The 18846-nt window shown below is 73.7% G+C and carries 22 protein-coding genes and 1 tRNA gene; 11 read left to right on the forward strand and 12 right to left on the reverse strand.

The window, feature by feature from the left end; translation table 11 throughout:
* Positions 1 to 4 precede the first annotated feature (4 nt).
* From ACQPYX_RS24030 to ACQPYX_RS24045, 4 genes are all read right to left on the reverse strand, one after another.
* On the reverse strand, positions 5 to 697 hold the full coding sequence (locus tag ACQPYX_RS24030) for a response regulator transcription factor (RefSeq protein ID WP_230755086.1): 693 nt from the start codon (positions 695 to 697) through the stop codon (positions 5 to 7).
* A 95-nt stretch (positions 698 to 792) separates the two neighbouring features.
* Positions 793 to 1362: a hypothetical protein gene (locus ACQPYX_RS24035; protein WP_433799771.1), complete on the reverse strand. Its 570-nt coding sequence runs from the start codon at positions 1360 to 1362 to the stop codon at positions 793 to 795.
* Between the two features lie 144 nt (positions 1363 to 1506).
* Positions 1507 to 2388, reverse strand: a complete 882-nt coding sequence (locus tag ACQPYX_RS24040; protein WP_433799772.1) for an SAM-dependent methyltransferase — start codon at positions 2386 to 2388, stop codon at positions 1507 to 1509.
* A gap of 47 nt (positions 2389 to 2435) precedes the next feature.
* Positions 2436 to 3503 (reverse strand): YeiH family protein, encoded by a 1068-nt coding sequence (locus ACQPYX_RS24045; protein ID WP_433799773.1) that lies wholly within the window; start codon positions 3501 to 3503, stop codon positions 2436 to 2438.
* Positions 3504 to 3589: 86 nt separating this feature from the next.
* Between ACQPYX_RS24045 and ACQPYX_RS24050 the strand changes: the two genes are divergently transcribed.
* The 6 genes from ACQPYX_RS24050 (at position 3590) to ACQPYX_RS24075 (ending at position 6570) form a co-directional block, all read left to right on the forward strand.
* Positions 3590 to 4381 carry a GntR family transcriptional regulator gene (locus ACQPYX_RS24050; RefSeq protein WP_433799774.1) on the forward strand — a complete coding sequence of 264 codons (792 nt, stop codon included), beginning with the start codon at positions 3590 to 3592 and terminating at the stop codon, positions 4379 to 4381.
* Positions 4378 to 4704, forward strand: coding sequence for a rhodanese-like domain-containing protein (locus ACQPYX_RS24055; protein ID WP_433799775.1), 327 nt, complete (start codon positions 4378 to 4380; stop codon positions 4702 to 4704). The genes ACQPYX_RS24050 and ACQPYX_RS24055 overlap by 4 nt, the downstream gene beginning before the upstream one ends.
* Complete coding sequence (locus ACQPYX_RS24060; RefSeq protein ID WP_433799776.1) at positions 4701 to 5105, forward strand: nuclear transport factor 2 family protein; 405 nt, start codon at positions 4701 to 4703, stop codon at positions 5103 to 5105. The genes ACQPYX_RS24055 and ACQPYX_RS24060 overlap by 4 nt, the downstream gene beginning before the upstream one ends.
* 20 nt (positions 5106 to 5125) lie before the next feature.
* Positions 5126 to 5791 (forward strand): SDR family NAD(P)-dependent oxidoreductase, encoded by a 666-nt coding sequence (locus tag ACQPYX_RS24065; protein WP_433799777.1) that lies wholly within the window; start codon positions 5126 to 5128, stop codon positions 5789 to 5791.
* Positions 5792 to 5865: 74 nt separating this feature from the next.
* Positions 5866 to 6366 (forward strand): SAM-dependent methyltransferase, encoded by a 501-nt coding sequence (locus ACQPYX_RS24070; RefSeq protein WP_433799778.1) that lies wholly within the window; start codon positions 5866 to 5868, stop codon positions 6364 to 6366.
* Positions 6367 to 6497: 131 nt separating this feature from the next.
* A tRNA-Arg gene (locus ACQPYX_RS24075) sits at positions 6498 to 6570 on the forward strand.
* Between the two features lie 4 nt (positions 6571 to 6574).
* Here the strand turns inward: ACQPYX_RS24075 and ACQPYX_RS24080 are convergent.
* Together ACQPYX_RS24080 and ACQPYX_RS24085 are read right to left on the reverse strand one after the other, a co-directional pair.
* On the reverse strand, positions 6575 to 7201 hold the full coding sequence (locus tag ACQPYX_RS24080; protein ID WP_433799779.1) for a polysaccharide deacetylase family protein: 627 nt from the start codon (positions 7199 to 7201) through the stop codon (positions 6575 to 6577).
* A gap of 10 nt (positions 7202 to 7211) precedes the next feature.
* Positions 7212 to 8549 (reverse strand): DUF6884 domain-containing protein, encoded by a 1338-nt coding sequence (locus ACQPYX_RS24085; RefSeq protein ID WP_433799780.1) that lies wholly within the window; start codon positions 8547 to 8549, stop codon positions 7212 to 7214.
* Positions 8550 to 8848: 299 nt separating this feature from the next.
* On the opposite strand from ACQPYX_RS24085, the gene ACQPYX_RS24090 reads away from it, so the two are divergent.
* Both ACQPYX_RS24090 and ACQPYX_RS24095 read left to right on the forward strand, forming a co-directional pair.
* Positions 8849 to 10078, forward strand: a complete 1230-nt coding sequence (locus ACQPYX_RS24090; RefSeq protein WP_433799781.1) for an ABC1 kinase family protein — start codon at positions 8849 to 8851, stop codon at positions 10076 to 10078.
* The gene (locus ACQPYX_RS24095; protein ID WP_433799782.1) at positions 10075 to 11022 is read left to right on the forward strand and encodes an EamA family transporter; all 948 of its coding nucleotides are present in this window, start codon (positions 10075 to 10077) and stop codon (positions 11020 to 11022) included. Before ACQPYX_RS24090 ends, ACQPYX_RS24095 begins: the two co-directional genes overlap by 4 nt.
* Here ACQPYX_RS24095 and ACQPYX_RS24100 read toward each other — a convergent pair.
* From ACQPYX_RS24100 to ACQPYX_RS24120, 5 genes are all read right to left on the reverse strand, one after another.
* Positions 10976 to 11560, reverse strand: a complete 585-nt coding sequence (locus ACQPYX_RS24100; protein ID WP_433799783.1) for a glycosyltransferase — start codon at positions 11558 to 11560, stop codon at positions 10976 to 10978. The two genes, ACQPYX_RS24095 and ACQPYX_RS24100, sit on opposite strands and share 47 nt — an antisense overlap.
* Positions 11561 to 11868: 308 nt before the next feature.
* Positions 11869 to 12441, reverse strand: coding sequence for a hypothetical protein (locus ACQPYX_RS24105; RefSeq protein ID WP_433799784.1), 573 nt, complete (start codon positions 12439 to 12441; stop codon positions 11869 to 11871).
* Between the two features lie 120 nt (positions 12442 to 12561).
* Entirely contained in the window at positions 12562 to 14082 is a 1521-nt protein-coding gene (locus ACQPYX_RS24110; protein WP_433799785.1) for a class I adenylate-forming enzyme family protein, read from the reverse strand.
* Between the two features lie 5 nt (positions 14083 to 14087).
* Entirely contained in the window at positions 14088 to 15068 is a 981-nt protein-coding gene (locus ACQPYX_RS24115; protein WP_433799786.1) for a phosphotriesterase family protein, read from the reverse strand.
* Positions 15069 to 15078: 10 nt separating this feature from the next.
* A complete protein-coding gene (locus ACQPYX_RS24120; RefSeq protein ID WP_179794674.1) occupies positions 15079 to 15342 on the reverse strand; it encodes a hypothetical protein in 264 nt (87 codons plus the stop codon).
* 111 nt (positions 15343 to 15453) lie between these two features.
* Between ACQPYX_RS24120 and ACQPYX_RS24125 the strand changes: the two genes are divergently transcribed.
* The 3 genes from ACQPYX_RS24125 (at position 15454) to ACQPYX_RS24135 (ending at position 18378) form a co-directional block, all read left to right on the forward strand.
* A complete protein-coding gene (locus ACQPYX_RS24125; protein WP_433799787.1) occupies positions 15454 to 16389 on the forward strand; it encodes a DUF808 domain-containing protein in 936 nt (311 codons plus the stop codon).
* Between the two features lie 67 nt (positions 16390 to 16456).
* On the forward strand, positions 16457 to 17302 hold the full coding sequence (locus tag ACQPYX_RS24130; protein WP_433799788.1) for an SDR family oxidoreductase: 846 nt from the start codon (positions 16457 to 16459) through the stop codon (positions 17300 to 17302).
* Positions 17302 to 18378 (forward strand): class I mannose-6-phosphate isomerase, encoded by a 1077-nt coding sequence (locus ACQPYX_RS24135; protein WP_433799789.1) that lies wholly within the window; start codon positions 17302 to 17304, stop codon positions 18376 to 18378. Before ACQPYX_RS24130 ends, ACQPYX_RS24135 begins: the two co-directional genes overlap by 1 nt.
* Here ACQPYX_RS24135 and ACQPYX_RS24140 read toward each other — a convergent pair.
* Positions 18375 to 18680 carry a hypothetical protein gene (locus ACQPYX_RS24140; RefSeq protein ID WP_433799790.1) on the reverse strand — a complete coding sequence of 102 codons (306 nt, stop codon included), beginning with the start codon at positions 18678 to 18680 and terminating at the stop codon, positions 18375 to 18377. The genes ACQPYX_RS24135 and ACQPYX_RS24140 overlap by 4 nt on opposite strands.
* Positions 18681 to 18846 lie beyond the last annotated feature (166 nt).

The raw sequence follows: 18846 nt of genomic DNA on the forward strand, positions 1-18846 counted from the left end.
CCGGTCAGGCGTCGGCGCGCAGCACGTACCCCACGCCGCGCACGGTGTGGATCAGCCGGGGCTCGCCGTCCGCCTCGGTCTTGCGCCGCAGGTAGCCGATGTAGACCTCGAGCGCATTGCCCGTCGTCGGGAAGTCGTAGCCCCAGACCTCCTCGAGGATGCGGCTGCGGGTGAGCACGCGGCGGGGGTTCGCGATGAGCAGCTCGAGCAGGCTGAACTCGGTGCGGGTGAGCGTGATGGCGCGGTCGCCGCGCTTCACGTCGCGGGTCACGGGGTCGAGCGAGAGGTCGGCGAAGGTCAGCGGGTCGGGCGTGTCGTCGCGGTCGCGGTCCTCGGGGGAGGTGCGCCGCAGCAGTGCCCGCAGCCGTGCGAGGAGCTCCTCGAGCGCGAACGGCTTGGCGAGGTAGTCGTCGGCGCCCGCGTCGAGCCCGGCGACCCGGTCGGAGACCGCCTCGCGGGCGGTCAGCACCAGCACGGGGAGATCGTCGCCCGCGCTGCGCAGCCGCCGACACACCTCGAGGCCGTCCAGGCGCGGCATCATGACGTCGAGGACCAGGGCATCCGGACGTTCCTGCTGGATGGTGTCCAGGGCCTGCTGGCCGTCGGTGGCCAGCTCGACCTGGTACCCGTTGAACGCCAGGGACCGGCGCAGGGAGTCGCGCACGGCCCGGTCGTCGTCGACGACGAGGATCCGCATGCCACCACTATGGACAGGAGTCCTGAGAGGTGCCTGAGGCCCGTGAGTACCTGTGACGGCTGTACCCGTCACCAGTACTCACGAGCTCCGCACCTCTAGAACTCCACCCGGGCCAGCCCGACGACCTCGGCGCGCCAGTCGGCGTACGCCTTGCCGATCGCGGCGTCCTCCGGGCCCTGCTCGCCGGGGCCCGCCGGGCCGGTGCCGGTCACCTTGGCGGCGATCTGCTCGGGGGTCCACGTCGAGTTCGCGACGCGCACGGTCAGGCGCTCGGGCGCCCGCTCGGCGCGCAGGGCGTGGGCGAGCACGCGCAGCATGGCGGCGCGGGCGTCGGCGTCATCGGGGGCGTCGACGTCGACGTTGGTCTGCCCGCCGACGAGCATGACGTTCGCGCCCGGCGCCAAGGTCGGGAGCACGGTCGCGGCCGCCCGGAAGCGGGAGAGCATGCCCTGCGTGAGGAACTGCTCGACCTTCGCGACGACGCTGCCCTCGCTCGGGGTCATGGCCACCGGAAGCTGGACGTAGCCGTCGAAGGTCTTCCCGTTCACGGCCTCGCCGAGTCGGCCCGGGTCGTCCACCACGACGGCGTCGGCACCCGCCGCCTTCACCGCGGCCGCCACCTGCTCGAGCCGCTCGCCACCACCGGTCACCAGCACCGTCGTCATGGTCGGGAACCCTAACCAGCGAGGTGCCCACCCGGCAGGGGCGAGATCGGTTCAGCGGGACGCACCATAGATCGAGATCACGGCCGCGGGGCCGGCCGAGCACCTCGACGGCGGGCGCCGGGCACCCGCCGTCGGGACCGTGCGTCAGAGCCGGACGGCCTCGAGGAGCTCGACCCGGCCCATGGCCTCCAATGTGTCGTCGTCGAGCGGCCGGCCATAGGCGACGGCGAGGTCCTTCGCGCTCGTGGCCAGGGCCTTCCAGCCCAGCTCGGAGAGGTGGACCTCGGGTGTGCGCCCGCGCGCCTCCGGGTAGAACAGCTCGCTGATCTCGAGTCCGAGGGCCTGCTGCATCCCGCGGAACCGCGGGTGGTCGGCGGTCATCGTCGAGGCCGCCGCGAAGTGCTCGACGGCGATGCGACTACCCGGCGCGGACAACTGCTGGACCCGTTCGAAGAGGAGGTCCTCGGCCTCGGCGGGCAGGTAGGGCAGGAGCCCCTCGGCGAGCCAGGCCGTCGGCACCGAGGGGTCGAACCCGGCCGCGGTGAGGGCGGCGGGCCAGTCGTCGCGCAGGTCGACGGTGACCGGGACCCGGCGGACCGTCGCGTGGGCGGACTGCTCGTCGAGCACCCGGTCCTTGAACTCGAGCACCGCGTCCTGATCGACCTCGTACACCGTCACGGCGTCGGGCCACACGAGACGGAACGCACGGGCGTCGAGCCCGGCGGCGAGGATCACCACCTGGCGGACCCCGTCGCCCGCGGCGTCGGTGAAGAACTCGTCGAAGAAACGAGACCGGACGCCCATGTAGGTCGACATGGCCTGCCAGGTGCCCTCGGAGTCCGCGTCCGCCGTGGGCGTCCCGGGCAGCTTCACGTCGAGCCCCGCGCGGTCGACGAACGCCTGCGCGTAGGGGTCCTCGACGAGTGGGTCGGGGTGTCTGCCCTCCACCGCCCGCGCCGCGGCGACCGCCAGGGCCGTGGCCCCGACGCTCGTCGTGATGTCCCAGCGATCCCCGTTGCTTCGCATGCCTAACGAGTACCCGGTAGGACACAACCGAAAGCGGTTGCTGAGGGTCAGCTCACAGTCAGCGCCTGGATGCCGAGGCTGCTCGCCGCCACCAGCACCCACAGGCACGCCCCGAGCACGAGCGGCCGCACCCCGGCGCGGCGCAGGTCCGCGATCCGCATCGAGAGCCCGATGCCGGCCAGGGCCGTGGTGATCAGGAAGGTGCCGACCACCGTGAGTGCGGGGTGCCACGACGTCGGCACCACCCCGATCGTCGTCAGCGCCGAGGCCACGACGAAGCCGACGAGGAACAGCGGGACCAGTCGCGTCCACGGCAGCGACCGACGCCCCTCGCCCGTGGCAGCACCCCCGCGGCGAGCGACCAGGAACGCGACCGCCATGACGACCGGGATGATCATCAGGCTGCGCGTGAGCTTCACGACCACCGAGTACGGCCCGGCGTCGCCCCCGTAGGCGTAGCCGGCCGCGACCACCGAGGAGGTGTCGTTGATCGCCGTGCCCGCCCAGAGCCCGAAGGCGTGCGGGTCGAGCCCCAGCAGGTGCCCGAGCGACGGGAACGCCAGGACCGCGGCGATGTTGAAGACGAAGATCGTCCCCACGGCGTAGGCGACGGTCGACTCGCGGGCCTTCAGCACCGACTGCGTCGCTGCGATCGCGGACGCGCCGCAGATCGCCGTGCCGACGCCGACCAGCAGCGTCGTGTCCCGTTCGATCCCGAGCAGGCGGCCGACGAGCCAGGCCCCGCCGAGCGCCACGGCCACCGTGCCGAGCATGACCGGCAGCGAGGAGGCCCCCACCGACGCGACCTGCGTGAGCGAGAGCGTGGCGCCCAGCACCACGATCGAGGTCTGCAGCACCGGCTTCGACGCCACCGCGAAGCCCGGACGCCACCGGGCGCCCGGCGCGAGGACGGTGGCCAGCAGCAGGCCGATGACGATGCCGAACACCGGACCCCCGATCACCGGCACCTCCGCGCCCGCCGCGGTGGCGACCCCGGCGACCGCCAGGGCGGCGAGCAGGCCGGGCGCGACCTCACGGCAGCGGCGCACGACCCGTTCGGTCGACGGCGCGGGGGCGACCCCGGTGGTGGGACGTGTCGTCTCTCGGGTGGCCACGCGGACTCCTTCCGCAGCAAATGTCCGTACCGACCTGTCCGGACATTAGGCTCGTCAGGATGTACGGTCAAGCGAGGAGGTGGTCGATGGGACCGCGGGCACTGCACCGGGCCGACGGGCGGCCGCTGTGGGGACAGCTGCAGGACGACCTCGTCCGACGCATCCACGCGCGCGAGTTCGACGCCGCCTTCCCCGGCGAGATCGCGCTCACCGAGGAGTACGCGGTGAGCCGCTACACCGTGCGGCAGGCGCTCTCCCAGCTCCGGGCGGACGGGGTGGTCGTGGCCGAGCGCGGCCGCGCGCCGCGGGTCGCGCGCCCGGGCCCGCCGCCGGCCATCGACCAGCCCGTCGGCGAGGCGTACAGCCTGTTCACCGCCGTCGAGGAGGCCGGGCGCACGCAGACGAGCGAGGTCCGGCGCCTCGAGCGCGTCGCGGACGGGGTCGTCGCCCGGCGTCTGGGCCTGGAGGAGTCCACCCCGCTGCTCCTCGTCGAACGGCTCCGGCTCTCCGACGGCGAGCCCCTGGCCTGGGACCGCGCGTGGTTGCCCTTCGCCGACGCCGAGCCGCTCGTCGGAGCCGACCTCACCCGCACTGCCCTGTACACCGAGCTCGCCACGCGGGCCGGGCTGCGCGTGGACGGCGGCCGCGAGCGCATCCACGCGGAGGTGGCCACCTCCGCCGTCGGGAAGCTCCTCGACATCACTGCGGGCGCGCCCGTCTTCCGCATCGAGCGGCTCGGGACCGCCGGGGAGCGACCGGTCGAGTGGCGGTACACCATGATCCGCGCCGACCGGTTCCACCTCACGGCGAGCTTCGGCCGGCGCTCGGCGCCCTGGTCGATCCAACGCGACGACGTCCACCTGGGAGGCACCCGATGACCGAGATCGATCCCGACGAGGCCCGACGCCGGCTGGCGGCCGGGGAGGCCGTCCTGGTCGACGTGCGGGAGCCGGACGAGTGGGCCACCGGGCATGCGCCCGGGTCACTGCACCGACCGCTCGGCGAGCTGGATCCCACCGAGTTCGCGGGCCGCTCCGTGATCACCACCTGCCGCGGCGGCGGGCGCGGCGGCCGGGCCGCGGAGCAGCTCGCCGGAGCCGGCGTCGACGCGTCGAACCTGGCGGGCGGCCTGCGCGCGTACACCGAGCACGGCGGGGCGCTGGTGCGCGACGACGACACCCCGGGCACGCTCGACGCATGACCCTCGACGACACCCTCGCCCGCTGGCACGCCATGGTCGAGCGGCGGGACATGAGCGGCCTGCCCGAGATCGTGCACGCCGACGCGGTGTTCCGGTCGCCGGTCGCGCACACGCCGTACCCCTCGCGCGACGCGGTGGTGCTCGCCCTGTCCACCGTGCTCACCGTGTTCGAGGACTTCCGCTACCACCGGCAGTTCCGCGACGGGTCCGACGCGGTGCTGGAGTTCTCGGCGACGGTCGACGGCAAGGCGCTGCGCGGGGTGGACCTGATCCACGTCGACGAGGACGGGCTGATCACCGAGTTCGAGGTGATGGTGCGTCCGCTGTCCGGGCTCCAGGCGCTCGGCGCGGCCATGGGGCAACGGATCGGCGCGCAGCTCACCGGGTTCAAGGACGCCTGAGCGCGGGCAGTCCGGGCCCCGTGACGACGATCGCGATCATCGGGGCCGGGCGAGGGCTGGGCGCGGCCACGGCCCGGCGGTTCGGGGCGGAGGGTCTCGACGTCGCCCTCGTCTCCCGCCACCCCGACCGGGCGCGCGCCCTGGCCGCCGACCTCGCCGCGGAGGGCGTGTCGGCCCACGGGTTCGCCACCGACGCCCGCGATCCGGTCGCGCTGGCGCGCACGCTGGAGCAGATCACCGAGACGATCGGGCCGATCGAGGTGCTGCAGTACAGCCCGCTGCCGCAGAAGGACTTCCTGCGTCCGGTCCTCGAGACCACCGCCGCCGACCTCGTCGGGCCGGTGGAGACGTCGATCTACGGTCCGGTCGCCGCGGTGCACCAGGTGCTGCCGGGGATGCGGTTCCTCGGCCGCGGCACGGTGCTCTTCGTGAACGGCGGGTCCGGGGCCCGGCCATCCGCGCGCGTGGCCGGCACGTCGATCGCCTTCGCCGGGCTGGGGGCCTTCGCGACGATGCTGCACGACGAGGTCGCCGCCGACGGCATCCACGTCGCGCAGCTGATCATCCCCGGCGCGATCGAGCCCGGGCACCCGCGCAAGGACCCGGCCGTCCTGGCCGACACGCTGTGGTCGATGCACACGGCTCGTGACGAGTTCCGGGTGTTCGCCGAGCCCCTGGACGCGTGACCCGGCGAGCACCCTCGGCGGCCACAGGACCGTCGACGCCACCCCAGGTGCTCGCTGATCACGGGCCGGGCCCGATGAGTCGGCGGCGCACCGGCCGTCCTCCTCGTACGACCCTTTCGCCCCGCCTGGCCGCGGTCGTCGACGCCCTGCCGCTCGGGCCCTCGATGCGCGTGCTCGAGATCGGGTGCGGACCGGGGGCAGCCGCGCGTGAGGTGTCCCGCCGGGTGGCCTTCCTGCTCGGCGTCGACCGCTCCCCCGCCGCCGTCCGGGCCTTCCGCACGGCCGGTGCGGCCAGGATCGCGGCGGGGCGGCTGGCCGTGCGCTGCGTCGACGTGGAGGACTTCGCGCTGCACCCGGACGAGGAGCCGTTCGACCTGGCCTTCGCCGTGCGGGTCGGGGTCCTGGACGGCCGACACCCGGGCGGCGCGGCTCTCTGCGCGATCGGCGCCGCGCTCCGCCCGGGTGGGCGACTGTTCGTGGACGGGGTCGAGCGGGCGCTCCTCGACCCGCTGCCTCCTCCCTCGCCGCCGCGAACGGCACACCACGCAGGTCCTGAGGCGCGTGACGATGTCTGAGGAACCACTCGCGGGCGCCGAGGATGCTGCTCCGTTCGCGAGAGGCACACGAGGCATGTTCCGGGCCGCCGCAGCTGCCTGGTGCACCACGCGCGGGGCCGGGGCCGAGAGAGCGGTTACGCTGCACCCGGGCCCCCGTAGCTCAGGGGATAGAGCACCGCTCTCCTAAAGCGGGTGTCGCAGGTTCGAATCCTGCCGGGGGCGCCCTTCAGACCAGGTCGGAGAGCGTCACGCCCGACAGCCCGCGGCGTGCGGTCCTCGCCAGCAGCCCGTCGACGGTGTCGGCGACGCCGAGGCGCTGCGGCCCCTCGTGCAGGACGACCACCGAGCCGCGCCGCACGACCGGGTCGAGCCAGGCCGCACTCGTCGGCGTCCCCGCCCCGGAGCCGGCAACCGCGACCGCGCTCCCCAGGACGCAGCGCAGCCCCTCGGCCTCCGCGATCGCCAGGTGCCCGGGCGTCGGCCACCCCGAGCCCGGCCGGAACCAGCGCACCGGCCCGAACCCGGCGAGCAGCTGCTGTGTTCTGCGCAGGTCGCCGCGGAACTCATCGAGCGGGAGCCGCCAGGTCGGCCGGTCACGCCAGCTGTGGTTGCCGATCTCGTGCCCCGCCGCCGCGATCCGCGCCACGAGGTCCGGGTGCGCCGCCGCCCGTTCGCCGATGAGGAAGAACGTCGCGTGGGCCGCGTGCCGGGCGAGCACGTCGAGCAGCGCCGGCGTCGTCGCGGGGTCGGGTCCGTCGTCGAACGTCAGCGCGAACCGCGGCGCCCGGGTCGGCACGACGAAGAGCACCCGGCCCTGCAGGACGGGAGCGATCGCGGACACGAGCGGCAGCACGCAGCCACCATCACCGTCGACCTCTCGTCCGGGGCCGCGGGCTGGGCAGTGCGCGACGCAGCGCCCTCAGGCGAAGGCGCGTCGCGGTCGGCTCCATCCCTCGGAGGTTCAGGGGCGGATCCAGGTGCTGGAGGACCGACTCCTCCAACCGGCCCAGGCGGTCGGCGTCCTCGCTGACCACCGAGATCACGGTCAGGTGGCGCCGCATCCACTCTGTCAGGCGTTCCTCGGACAAGCCCGGAGTTGACCATGCAGCGGCCAGGATGGCGGCGAGCGTCTTCCGGAACGTCGAGAGCTCCTGGCTCCGCCCGAGGTGCATCCCTGCGATGCGGCCCCAGAGTGTGTTCGTCGAGCGCCGGCCGCTCGGCCAGCGCGTGGCGCCGGCCGCACCGGCGTAGACGAGCCCCTCCTCGAGGGGCTGACCGAGACCGGCGGTCAAATCATCGGCTCCCTGCTGGTCGACCCACCAGCTGTACAGGCCCGGCGACGTGAGCCCGCCTCGACCGCGGGCGATGAACTCCTCCGGGGAGACGCCCGCCTGCCGGTTCACGAGGTGCGCGATGACCACCTCCGCAACGCCCTCTGCCTCGTCGTTCGCGGACGCCTGCGCGGCAGGAACGGACACTGCTGTCGTCGGCCCGTGCGCTCGTGCGTCGTACCACCGAAGTCGCTCCCCCTGCCGGAGCCCGACCAGGGGGTCGCTCAGCTGAGCGCCCGCCCGACGCAGAGGCAGGCGCAGAGCGTCGATGTAGGCCCGGCCCGCATGGATCTCTACCGCTGCAGCGTCGAGTGGACCCGCGAGTTCCTCCAGTCGTTCGACCACGCTCGCGCCCCACGACGTTCGCGCGCTCGACGACATGTCGGGGAGGTACCTCTCGTACGGCTCCAGCCACTCGTCGGGAGCAACGAGACCGTATTCGGCCGAGAGGATGAACCACGGGATCGGTCGACTCTCCGCGTAGGCGCGCTCCTTGGCGAACAGAGGCGAGACGTAGAGGTCCTTGGCCGCGGCCGGAACGTCGCGCTTCGTCTTCACGCATGCGATCAGGAGGATGTCGGCCCTCGACGTTGAACGCACCGGCGTCGCGACCGCCGTGGTGGCACGACGGGGCGCCACCGTCGGACCTTCTCGACGGAACTCCACGAACTCCCCCTGCGCGAGTCCTCCGAGCACGAACCCCGCAGTCCGCCACGCGCGCACGTGCGGCCGGTCGCCCGACCACCACGCACGGTGGTTCGATGCGGACGCAGGAAGCGGGCCGACGAGACCCTCGAGTTGGGCCCAGCTCACGCGGACGCGATCGCCACCATCCGAGAGGTGCTCCACCAACCGGGTCCACCGATCCATGCCCGGTCTCCTCCAGCACCGTCGACGGATGCGCCCGGACCATCCCTACAGGTGGTCGGAGCGCGGCGCGGCCGATCATGCTCCGACGAGCGCCCGGGCCCAAGGGCCTGCCGATGGACCGGGCGGCGAGATCGCCCCACGACGACCGACCCGTCCCCACATGCGCTGATCGTTCGTTGTCGATCACGAGGAGCCGGGAGGAGCGCCATGGCCGAGGACCTGCCGTCGGGACGTTCCGACGGGCGAGCCGGCTCGGCGGCCTGCCCGTGGGCTTCGCGGGTCGCCGGGTCGGCGGTTGGGTGCGCGCCGCACTCGGAGGTGACGCCGAGGCGATCGGCCGCGACGTGCTCGAACGCAACGCGCACCAACTGTTCGCCGTGCTCGGCGAGCTGCGCGGCGGGGCGATGAAGCTCGGGCAGACCCTCGCGGTGTTTGAGCCGATGATGCCGGCGGAGGTCGCCGAGCCGTACCACGAGGCGCTGACCCGGCTGCAGACGCAGAGCGCCGGCATGCCGGCCGAGCAGGTCCACCGGGTACTCGCGCGCCAGCTCGGCGCTCGCTGGCGCGACCGCTTCACCACGTTCGACGACGAGGCCCACGGTGCCGCCAGTCTCGGCCAGGTCCACGGCGCGACCTGGCACGACGGCCGCGAGGTCGCGGTCAAGGTCCAGTACCCGGGTGCCGACACGGTGCTCGCCGCGGACCTGCGGACGCTGCGTCGCTTCGCCGGACTGGTCGAGGTGGCGCTGCCGGGCCTCGACGCCCGCCGGCTGATCGCCGAGATCGCCGACCGGACGCTCGAGGAGCTCGACTACCGCACCGAGGCCGACCACCAGCGACGCTTCGTCGCGGCGACGGCCGGCGACCCGGAGGTCCGCGTCCCCGCCGTCGTCGCGTCCGCCCCGGCGGTGCTCGTCAGCGAGTGGCTCGAAGGGGCGCCCCTGTCGCGCTGGCGGTCCGACGACCAGGACGAGCGCGACCGCGTCGCCGGCGCGCTCGTCGAGTGGCTGTTCTCCTCCCCCGCGCGGGTCGGCCTCCTGCACGCAGACCCCCACCCCGGCAACGTCCTCGTGCTCGACGACGGGCGGCTCGGCGTGGTCGACTTCGGCGCCGTGGCCCGCCTCCCCGATGGGGTCCCGGCGATCCTCAGCCGCATCATGCGCCACCTCGCCGACGGGGACGCCGGGGCCGGCACCGACCTCGCCCGAGAGGCCGGGTTCGTGACGGCGGACACGGGCACCGAGGACATCGTCGCCTGGGTGGGCGCGCTCGCCGAGCCCGTGCGTCACGAGACGTTCCACTTCACCGAGGCATGGATGCGTCGCCAGGGCGCCCGGGTGGTCAACCCCTTCAGCGCCGCACACGCCGGGACCGGCCGCGCGCTGGACCTGCCGCCGGAGTACGTGCAGATTCTGCGCGTGACCGGAGGCTGGATGAACGTCCTGGCGCAGCTCGACGTGACCGTCGCGGCCCGCGACATGGCGCGGCGGTGGGTCCCGGGATTCGACCCGACGCCGACTGTCCCGTGACCGTCCGGGCCGCCCCGCAACCGGTCTCGGGCCTCGCGATCGCGCTGCTGTCCGGCTTCGCCTTCGGGTTGGCCGGGCCGTTCGCCGCGTCCCTGCTCGCCACCGGCTGGTCGGCGCCCGCCGTGGCCCTCGGTCGCCTCGCGGGCACGGCGCTGCTGCTCGTGGTCCCGCTGCTGGTCCTCCTCGCCCGGGGCTGGCGGCCGCGGCCCGGCCACCTCCCCGCGGTCGCCGTCTACGGCGTCGTCCCGCTCGCCGGGGCGCAGGTCTGCTACTTCGGCGCGGTCGAGCGCCTCTCCGTGGGCGTCGCCCTGCTGATCGAGTACACCGCGCCGGTGCTGCTGCTCGGGTGGACGTGGGCCCGGTCCGGCGCGCGTCCCCGCCCCCTGACGCTGCTCGGCGCGGCCCTGGCGATCGCGGGCCTCGTCCTCGTGCTCGACGTCGGGCGCGGGGCGGCGGTCGACGTCGTCGGGATCGTGTGGGGGCTGGCCGCTGCGGTCTGCCTCGCCGCGTACTTCCAGCTCTCGGCCGCATCGGGTCGCGGGCAGGACGGTCCGCCGGCACTGGTGCTCATCGCGGGCGGCACGCTCGTCGGGAGCGCCGTCGTCGCGGTTCTCGGTCTGGTCGGCGTCCTGCCGCTGCGCGCGGCGACCGCCCCCATCGACCTCGCCGGGTGGACCGCCCCGTGGTGGGTCGGCGTGCTGCTGGTCGCCGCCGTGTCGACCGCGCTCGCCTACCTCTCCGGCATCGCCGCGGTCGGCCGGCTCGGCTCGCGGCTCGCCTCGTTCGTCGGGCTGACCGAGGTGCTCTTCGCGGTGCTCACGGCGTGGTGGCTCGTCGCCCAACGACCCACGGGCGCCCAGGCGGCGGGCGGGGCGCTCGTCGTCGTCGCGATCGCCCTCATCCGCTGGGCGGAGCCGGAGCCGCTGAGCCCGCCTGCGCCGTGATCACGTCGACCGCCTCGTCCACGGGCGGCAGCGCCGCGATCTCGTCGGCCAGCCGACGGGCGGCGGCGGCGAAGACCGGCTCGGACAGCACCCGCTCGACGGCCTGCCGGAGCTCGGTCGGATCGACCGCGGCGGTCGGGCCGCCCTCCGCGCGCGGACCGACCCGGACACCCGCGCCGACGGCGGCGATCCGGTCGGCGTTCACCGGCTGGTCGGCGAACAACGGCGTGACGACGAGCGGGACCCCGGCCGTCAGGGCGCCGAGGACCGTGCCCGACCCGCCGTAGCAGACCACGGCGCTCGCCCGGGCGAGCACGTCGGCCTGCGGCACCCACCGCGCCACGTGCACGTGCGGTCCGGGCGGGACCGGCAGGTCGCCGCCCCCGTGCCCGGTGGTGAGCAGGACCCGGGCCGGCAGCTCCGCCACCGCCGCCAGGGCCACGTGGTAGATCGGGGCCGCGGTCGGCACGCTCGCGGCGACGCTGCCGAAGGTGACGTACACGAGCGGCCGGTCGTCGCCGGCCCAGTGGTCGGGCACCGGCTCGGGCACCGCCGGCGGGGGCCGGAAGCGATAGGTCCGGGGCGGGTCGGACCCGGGCCCGGAGTCGAGGGACGGCGGGAAGAACGTGAGGTAGGGGGTGGTCGCGATCCGCGCCGTCAGGCCCGGGTGCCACGCGTCGGCCGCGTCCGCCGCCAGGGTGGTGATCTGCCGGTGCGCCGCCGTCAGCCCGACCCCGACCTGAGCACCACCTCGTGACCCGCCCGCCGACAGGCCGCGGCGACCGGGAGGAGCGGCGTGACGTGACCCGCTCCCCCGGTGGCGGCGACCAGCACGCGCATCGCCGGTCAGTTCGCCGGCTCGACCCGGTCCGACGTGGGGACGCGCCAGAGGTCTCCCCAGAACCGGCGGAACGATCCGCCCCGGGTCGTGGGCACCGGCTCGACGTCCACCACGCGGACGCGCTCGGCGGGCTCGAGCTCCTCGGCGTCCGGGATGCCGTCGACCACCGTCCGGTCCTCCCCCGCGGCGACCACGTACTCGTCGGGGTACTCGATCCAGTACGGCTCGAGCAGATCGACCGAGATCCACTGTCGGTCGGCGGTGAGCGGCCGGATCTCGACCTTCGGCACCCGGAACGCCGCCGCGAACCGCTCGGCCCGACGCTCGAAGTCGATCGGGAGCTGGCCCGCCCGCAGCTTCACCGAGAACCGGGCCGGCGCGTCGTCGAGCGTGATCCGGCCGATCGTCGGGGCCTGCAGGATCGCGCCCGGCGGCGGCATCACCTGCGCGAGGTGCGTGACCAGGCAGACGTTGGTCCAGATGTTCCGCAGTTCGTGCTCGAGCGCCGCCACCTCCCGGCGGTGCCACTCCCGGTCCGCACGGCACGCACCCGGCGTGAGCGGTGCGATGATCCACATGACGCCCCCTTCCTTCCCCCCGTCGGGAACGATAGGCGGGATCGTGGAGCGTTCCGTAGTCATTTCGGCGCCGATCGGGTCACGAACGGACGAACGTCGCCCATTGCCGCGCGCGGGGAACTACCGTCCGCGTACCGGTCGACCCCAGTCGGTCCGGTCGCGCAGGGTGCGCTTGAGCAGCTTGCCGCCCGGGTTGCGCGGCAGGGGGTCCTCGCTGACCACCACGTACTGCGGCAGCTTGAAGTCGGCGAGCCGGTCGGCGAGGTGGGCGAGCACGGCGTCGACGTCGATGCCACGCCCGATGAGCACCGCGCCGACCTTCTCCCCCATCACGTCGTCCGGCACCCCCACCACCGCCGCCTCGGCGATCCCGGGGGCGCCGGCGAGCGCGTTCTCCACCTCGACCGAGTAGACGTTCTCGCCGCCGCGGTTGATGACGTCCTTGGCCCGGTCGACCACGCGGACCATGCCGTCGTCGACCCGGGCCAGGTCCCCGGTGCGCAGCCAGCCGTCCACGAAGGTGGCCGCCGTCGCCTCCGGTGCGGCCCAGTACCCGTCGACGACGTTCGGGCCGCGGATCAGGAGCTCACCCACCCCGGCGTCGTCGACGTCGTCGAGCGCGAGGTCCACCACCGGGGCCGCGAAGCCCACCGCGTCCGCGTGCTCGGCCGCCCACTCGTGGGGCAGGAAGGTGGAGATCGAGGACGTCTCGGTGAGGCCGAACCCGTTGCCGAGCCGCGCCTGCGGAAGCCGTTCCGCGAGCCGGCGCACGAGGGCCGGGGCGATCGGGGCGCCGCCGTAGGTCACCCGGCGCACGTGGGAGAGGTCCACGCCGAGGTCGTCACGCGCGAGCGTCAGCCCGTAGATCGCGGGGACGCTGACGAGCGTGTCGATCCGCTCGTCGACGATCGTCGAGACGAACGCGGCCCCGTCGAAGGCGGGCAGGACGACGGTCGTGCCGCCGAGGCCGAGCTGCACCAGCAGTTGCGAGTTGCACCCGGTGACGTGGAACAGCGGGACCGAGACCAGGTTGCGCAGCGTCGGCCCGTCGGCCCGGTCGATGCCGATCACCCGGATCGCGGTCTCGACGTTGGACAGGAAGTTCCCGTGCGTGGTGCGGGCGCCCTTGGGACGGCCGGTGGTCCCGCTCGTGTAGAAGATCGCGGCCAGGTCGCCCGGGACGAGGTCCTCGAGCGCCTGCGGATGGCCCGACGGCAGCGGCGAGCCCGGCCGCAGCACCACCGAGGCCCCGCTGTCGGCGAGCACGTGCTCGACCTCCGGCGGGGCGAAGCGGGTGTTCACCGGCACCGCGACCGCGCCGGCCAGCAGCGTCCCGAGGAACCCGACCACCCAGTCGACCCCCGCCGGGAGGAGCGAGGCCACCCGGTCGCCCCGGTCGACGCCGTCGGCCACGAGCCCGCCCGCGACCGTCGCGGCCCGCTCCCAGAGCTCCGCGTAGGTGAGCCGCTGCTCGCCCACCTCGACGAGCGCCTCGACGTCGGGATGGCGCTCCACCGAGGCCCGCACCATCGCGACGACGGAGGGCGCGAGACCGTCGTACCGCGCGATCCCGTCGGCGGCCCGGGTGATGCCGGAGGTGTCGAAGGGTGCGGGTCCGCGCGGTAGCGGCTCGGGGCTCATCGTGCTCACCGCGCCGCGAAGTAGCGACGCGGGTTGTCGACGAGCATCGTGGCGATCTGCTGGTCGTCGACGCCCTGCTCCCGCAACGCGGGCAGCACGTCGTGGTGGATGTGCTCGTAGTGCCAGTTCGGCGCTGCCTGGGCGAGGGCGGCCTGGGCGGCCTCCCCCGAGAAGAAGTCCATGTAGCAGGCGGCGTCGTGAGCCAGCACGATCCGGTCGGCGTACCCCTCGCGACAGAGGGCGGCGATGGTGGCCACGCGCTGCTCGGTCGGGTTGAACAGGTCGAGCCCGAAGCGGTCGCAGCCGATGGTCGCGCCGCGGTCCATGATCTCGCGCAGGTAGTCCAGGTCGTTCGTGTCGCCCGCATGCCCGATGACGACCTTGGTGAGGTCCACGCCGTGCGCCTCGTAGAGGTCCAGGGCGAGCCGCCCGGTCTGGTGCGCGGAGTTGGTGTGCACGGTGATCGGTACTCCGGTCTCGACGTGCGTCGCGGCGATCGCGCGCTGCACCCGCGTCTGGTCCGGAGTGAGGCCCCGCTCCTCGACGACGCCCTTGAGGAACGCCGCCTTGATCCCGGTCCCGCCGATGCCCTCGCGGATGTCTTTGACGAACATCTCCACCATCGGCTCGTCGCCGCCGAGCAGGGTGTCCGGCCCGCGGTAGTGCAGGTAGTGCGGGATCTCGTCGAAGGTGTAGAGGCCCGTGGCCACGACGATGTTGAGGTCGACCTCCGCGTTGATCCGCGCGACCCGCGGGATGTAGCGGCCCAGCCCGACGACCGTGGGGTCGACGATCGTCGTCACGCCGAGGTCCCGGAGCCGCCGGAGCTTGGTGACGGCGTCCGCGACGCGGACCTCCTCGTCCCAGTACTCGTCGCCGTAGTTCTGCATCATGTCCGGCGTCAGCACGAACACGTGCTCGTGCATGAGCGTCGTCCCGAGGTCGCCGACCTCGACCGGGCCACGGACCGTCTCCACCGCGGGCATCGCGGGTCCCTCAGCGCTTCCGGCAGGCGTCGTAGATCGCCTTGTACTGCTCGTCGGTGATCCGCCCGTCGTCGTGGGCGGCGTCCATGGTCTTCACCCAGCCGCCCTCGGGGAACGGGTCCGTGTCGCCCAGGCTCGAACTGGCCGGCGTCGCGTCCGGCCACTCGTGCGCCGACAACGCGGCCACCGTGTCGTCGAGCGAGACCCGGCCCGCCTCCAGATCCAGCAACCACCGGTCCGCCACCGAGTCACCCGGCTGCCACGAGCCCGCCATGCCCACCTCCACGTGTGTCAGGTCACACGGGACTCCACCACAGGGATCCGTTCCGCGCGACCCCTCGAGGCGCCCCTGGCCACCCGGGAATCAGGACATAAACTCCGCGTCATGGCAGCCGGACTGTTCGCCCTGCTCGACGACGTCGCGGCGCTGGTGAAGCTCACGACCGCCTCGCTCGACGACGTGGCCGGCGCGGCCGGGCGGGCGAGCGCGAAGGCGGCCGGCGTGGTCGTCGACGACGCCGCGGTGACCCCGCGCTACGTGCAGGGCCTGGAGCCGAAGCGCGAGCTGTCGATCATCGGACGGATCGCGCGCGGCTCGCTGATCAACAAGATCCTGATCATCCTGCCGGTCGCCCTGCTGCTCAGTCAGTTCGCGCCGTGGGCGCTCACCCCGATCCTCATGCTCGGCGGGCTCTACCTCTCCTACGAGGGCGCCGAGAAGGTGTGGGAGAAGATCGCCGGGCACGAGGAGCACCCGGAGTCCCGCAACGAGGCCGTCGCGGCCGCCCCCGAGGAGAACGAGAAGAAGATCGTCTCGTCGGCGGTGCGCACCGACTTCATCCTCAGCGCCGAGATCATGGTGATCGCGCTGAACGAGGTCGCCTCGGAGGGGCTCGTGTCGCGGGCGGTGATCCTCGCCTTCGTCGCGGTCGTCATCACCGTGCTCGTCTACGGGGTCGTCGCGCTCATCGTGAAGATGGATGACGCCGGGCTCGCGCTCTCGAAGCGCGAGAACGCCGGGGTGGCCGGCCTCGGCCGGGGCCTGGTGAAGGCCATGCCGATCGTGCTGGCGACGCTGTCGAACGTCGGGATCGTCGCGATGCTCTGGGTCGGCGGGCACATCCTGCTGGTGGGCGTCGACGAACTCGGGTTCCACCCGCCCTACGCGTTCGTGCACCACCTCGAGGAGATCGTCGGCGGCGGCTTCCTCGGCTGGCTGGTGAACACCCTGTGCTCGGCGGTGATCGGTCTCGTGGTCGGCGGGCTCATCGTCGGGATCGCCCACCTCCTGCCGAAGCGCTCGCAGGAGCAGCACGCCTGAGCGTCCGTTTCGCCCCGACGTGGGCCCGGCAATCCGCCGCGACCCGCCGTCGAGAACGAGGACCCTCATGACGAACCCGCCCGCCCAGGGCCAGGACCACCCCGGCCACGAGTCGCTGCTCGACCCGCCGGCCGACCACGGCGAGCAGACCTACCGCGGCAGCGGCCGGCTCGTCGACAAGGCGACCGTGGTGACCGGCGCCGACAGCGGCATCGGCCGCGCCGTGGCGATCGCCTTCGCCCGCGAGGGCGCCGACGTGGTGATCGGCTACCTCCCGGCCGAGGAGGACGACGCCCGGACCACCGCCCGGTGGGTGGAGGACGCCGGGCGTCGCGCGGTCCTCGCCCCCGGCGACCTGGCCGACCCGCAGGCGTGCCGCGACCTCGTCGCGACGGCCGTCGACGAGCTCGGCCGGATCGACGTCCTGGTCAACAACGCCGCGTTCCAGATGGTGCGCGACACCGTGGAGGACATCCCCGACGACGAGTGGGACCACACGATGGCCACCAACCTCGGGAGCCTGTTCCACGTGACCAAGGCGGCGCTGCCGCACATGCGTCCGGGCGCGTCGATCATCAACACCACGTCGGTCAACTCCGACCAGCCGCCGCCCCAGCTGATCGCCTACGACACGACGAAGGCCGGCATCGCCAACTTCACCGGCGCCCTCGCCCAGCAGTACGGGCCGAAGGGCATCCGCGCGAACAGCGTCGCGCCCGGCCCGATCTGGACCCCGCTGATCCCGGCGACGATGAAGCCCGAGGACGTCGAGGGCTTCGGCACCTCGACCCCGCTCGGACGCCCCGGTCAGCCCGCCGAGCTCGCCCCGGTCTACGTCATGCTCGCCTCGGACGAGTCGAGCTACGTCTCCGGCGCCCGGATCGCGGTCACCGGCGGCACGCCGATCCTGTGATGCCCTTCCCGACGACGGGTCCGGGCCGGCTGCCGCTGCACGTCACCGCCCCGGTGGCGCAGCACGTGTTCGGCGGGCGCGCAATCGCCGACCGGCTCGGCCGGACCGGCCTGCCCGACGGGCCGGTGGCCGAGACCTGGGAGGTCAGCGACGTCGCCGGCATGGCGTCGACCGTGACGTCCGGCCCGTGGGCGGGACGCCCGCTGTGCGAACTCGTCGAGGCGTGTCCCGAGGAACTGGTGGGCCGCGGGTGGCGCGAGGACGTCTACCCGGTGCTGACCAAGTTCATCGACGCCGCCGGGACCCTCCCCGTCCACCTGCACCCCGACGACGCCACCGCCCGCCGCCTGGAGGGCGTCCCGCGCGGCAAGACCGAGGCCTGGCACGTGCTCGAGGCGGCTCCCGGCGCGACGGCGCTGTGCGGCACGCGCGACGGGGTCGACGCCGACCGGCTGCGCTCCGCCCTGATCGCGGGCGACTTCGACGCCGTCCTGCGCCGGCTCCCGGTGCGGGCGGGACAGACGATCTACGTGCCCGGCGGGACGCTGCACAGCTTCGGCCCCGACACCCTCGTCTACGAGATCGAGCAGACCTCCGACGTCCAGCAGCACGCCATGCCGTGGCGGATGCAGGACGGCGCGGCCCTCGACGAGGACACGTGGCGGGCGAACATCGAGGCGCTGCTGGCCGAGTGGGACCCCGAGCCGCGTCCGGTGTTCCGGCCCGGACTCGACCTCGAGGTCGGCGACGACGCCACGAGCACGGTGCTCACCGCGGGGCCGTACTTCGCGCTCGAACGCTGGCAGGTGACCGGGGCGCTGCACCGTCCGGTCACGACGGCGGTCGTGCTCACCAACGTCGGCGCCCCGGTACGGCTCGCGGTCGGTGACCACCGCGAGGTCCTCGGGCGGGCGAGCACCGTCGTCCTGCCGGCGCTCACCGGGGAGATCCGGATCGACGGGCCCGCCGACGTCCTCGCCGGGTACCTGCCCGACCTCGACCGCGACGTGCGCGACCCCCTGCTCGCGGCCGGACACGGCTCCGGCGCGATCGCGGGCCTCGGCGAGGGGCTCTAGACCGACCGCAGGGTCGCCCGCGCCGACGAGGGCTGCTCGACCTCGTCGGCCGCGTGCACCAGGGCCATCGTCGGTCCGGGCTCCGCGTCCGACCCGTCGTCGAGCGCCTGCAACGCCTGGACGAAGTAATGCAGCAGCGACGAGGGCGGGATCGCCCGCGAGAGCCACACCTCGCGGGACGCGGGGTCGGCCACCCAGGCCGTGCGTCCCTCGAGCTGCTCCCAGTAGACGCTCACCCCGGCCTCCCGCAGCACCGGCAGGGCCGCGAGCGGGTCCGGGACGGATTCGGGAAAAGCGTTCACACCGGGACGTCCGTGCCCCGCGACGGGATCGGATCGACGCTGGTTGAAAGTTGCGCCGAACCTCCGCCGGGCCGCTCGCAGGCGGCGCAACGTGATCGACGATGTGGCTCTACTGCCACTGGATGACAGCAACGACGCTTGGCTGCCACTGGGAGTCGGGAGCCGG

It is taken from the genome of Actinomycetospora sp. CA-084318, assembly GCF_050955885.1.
GTDB lineage: Bacteria > Actinomycetota > Actinomycetes > Mycobacteriales > Pseudonocardiaceae > Actinomycetospora.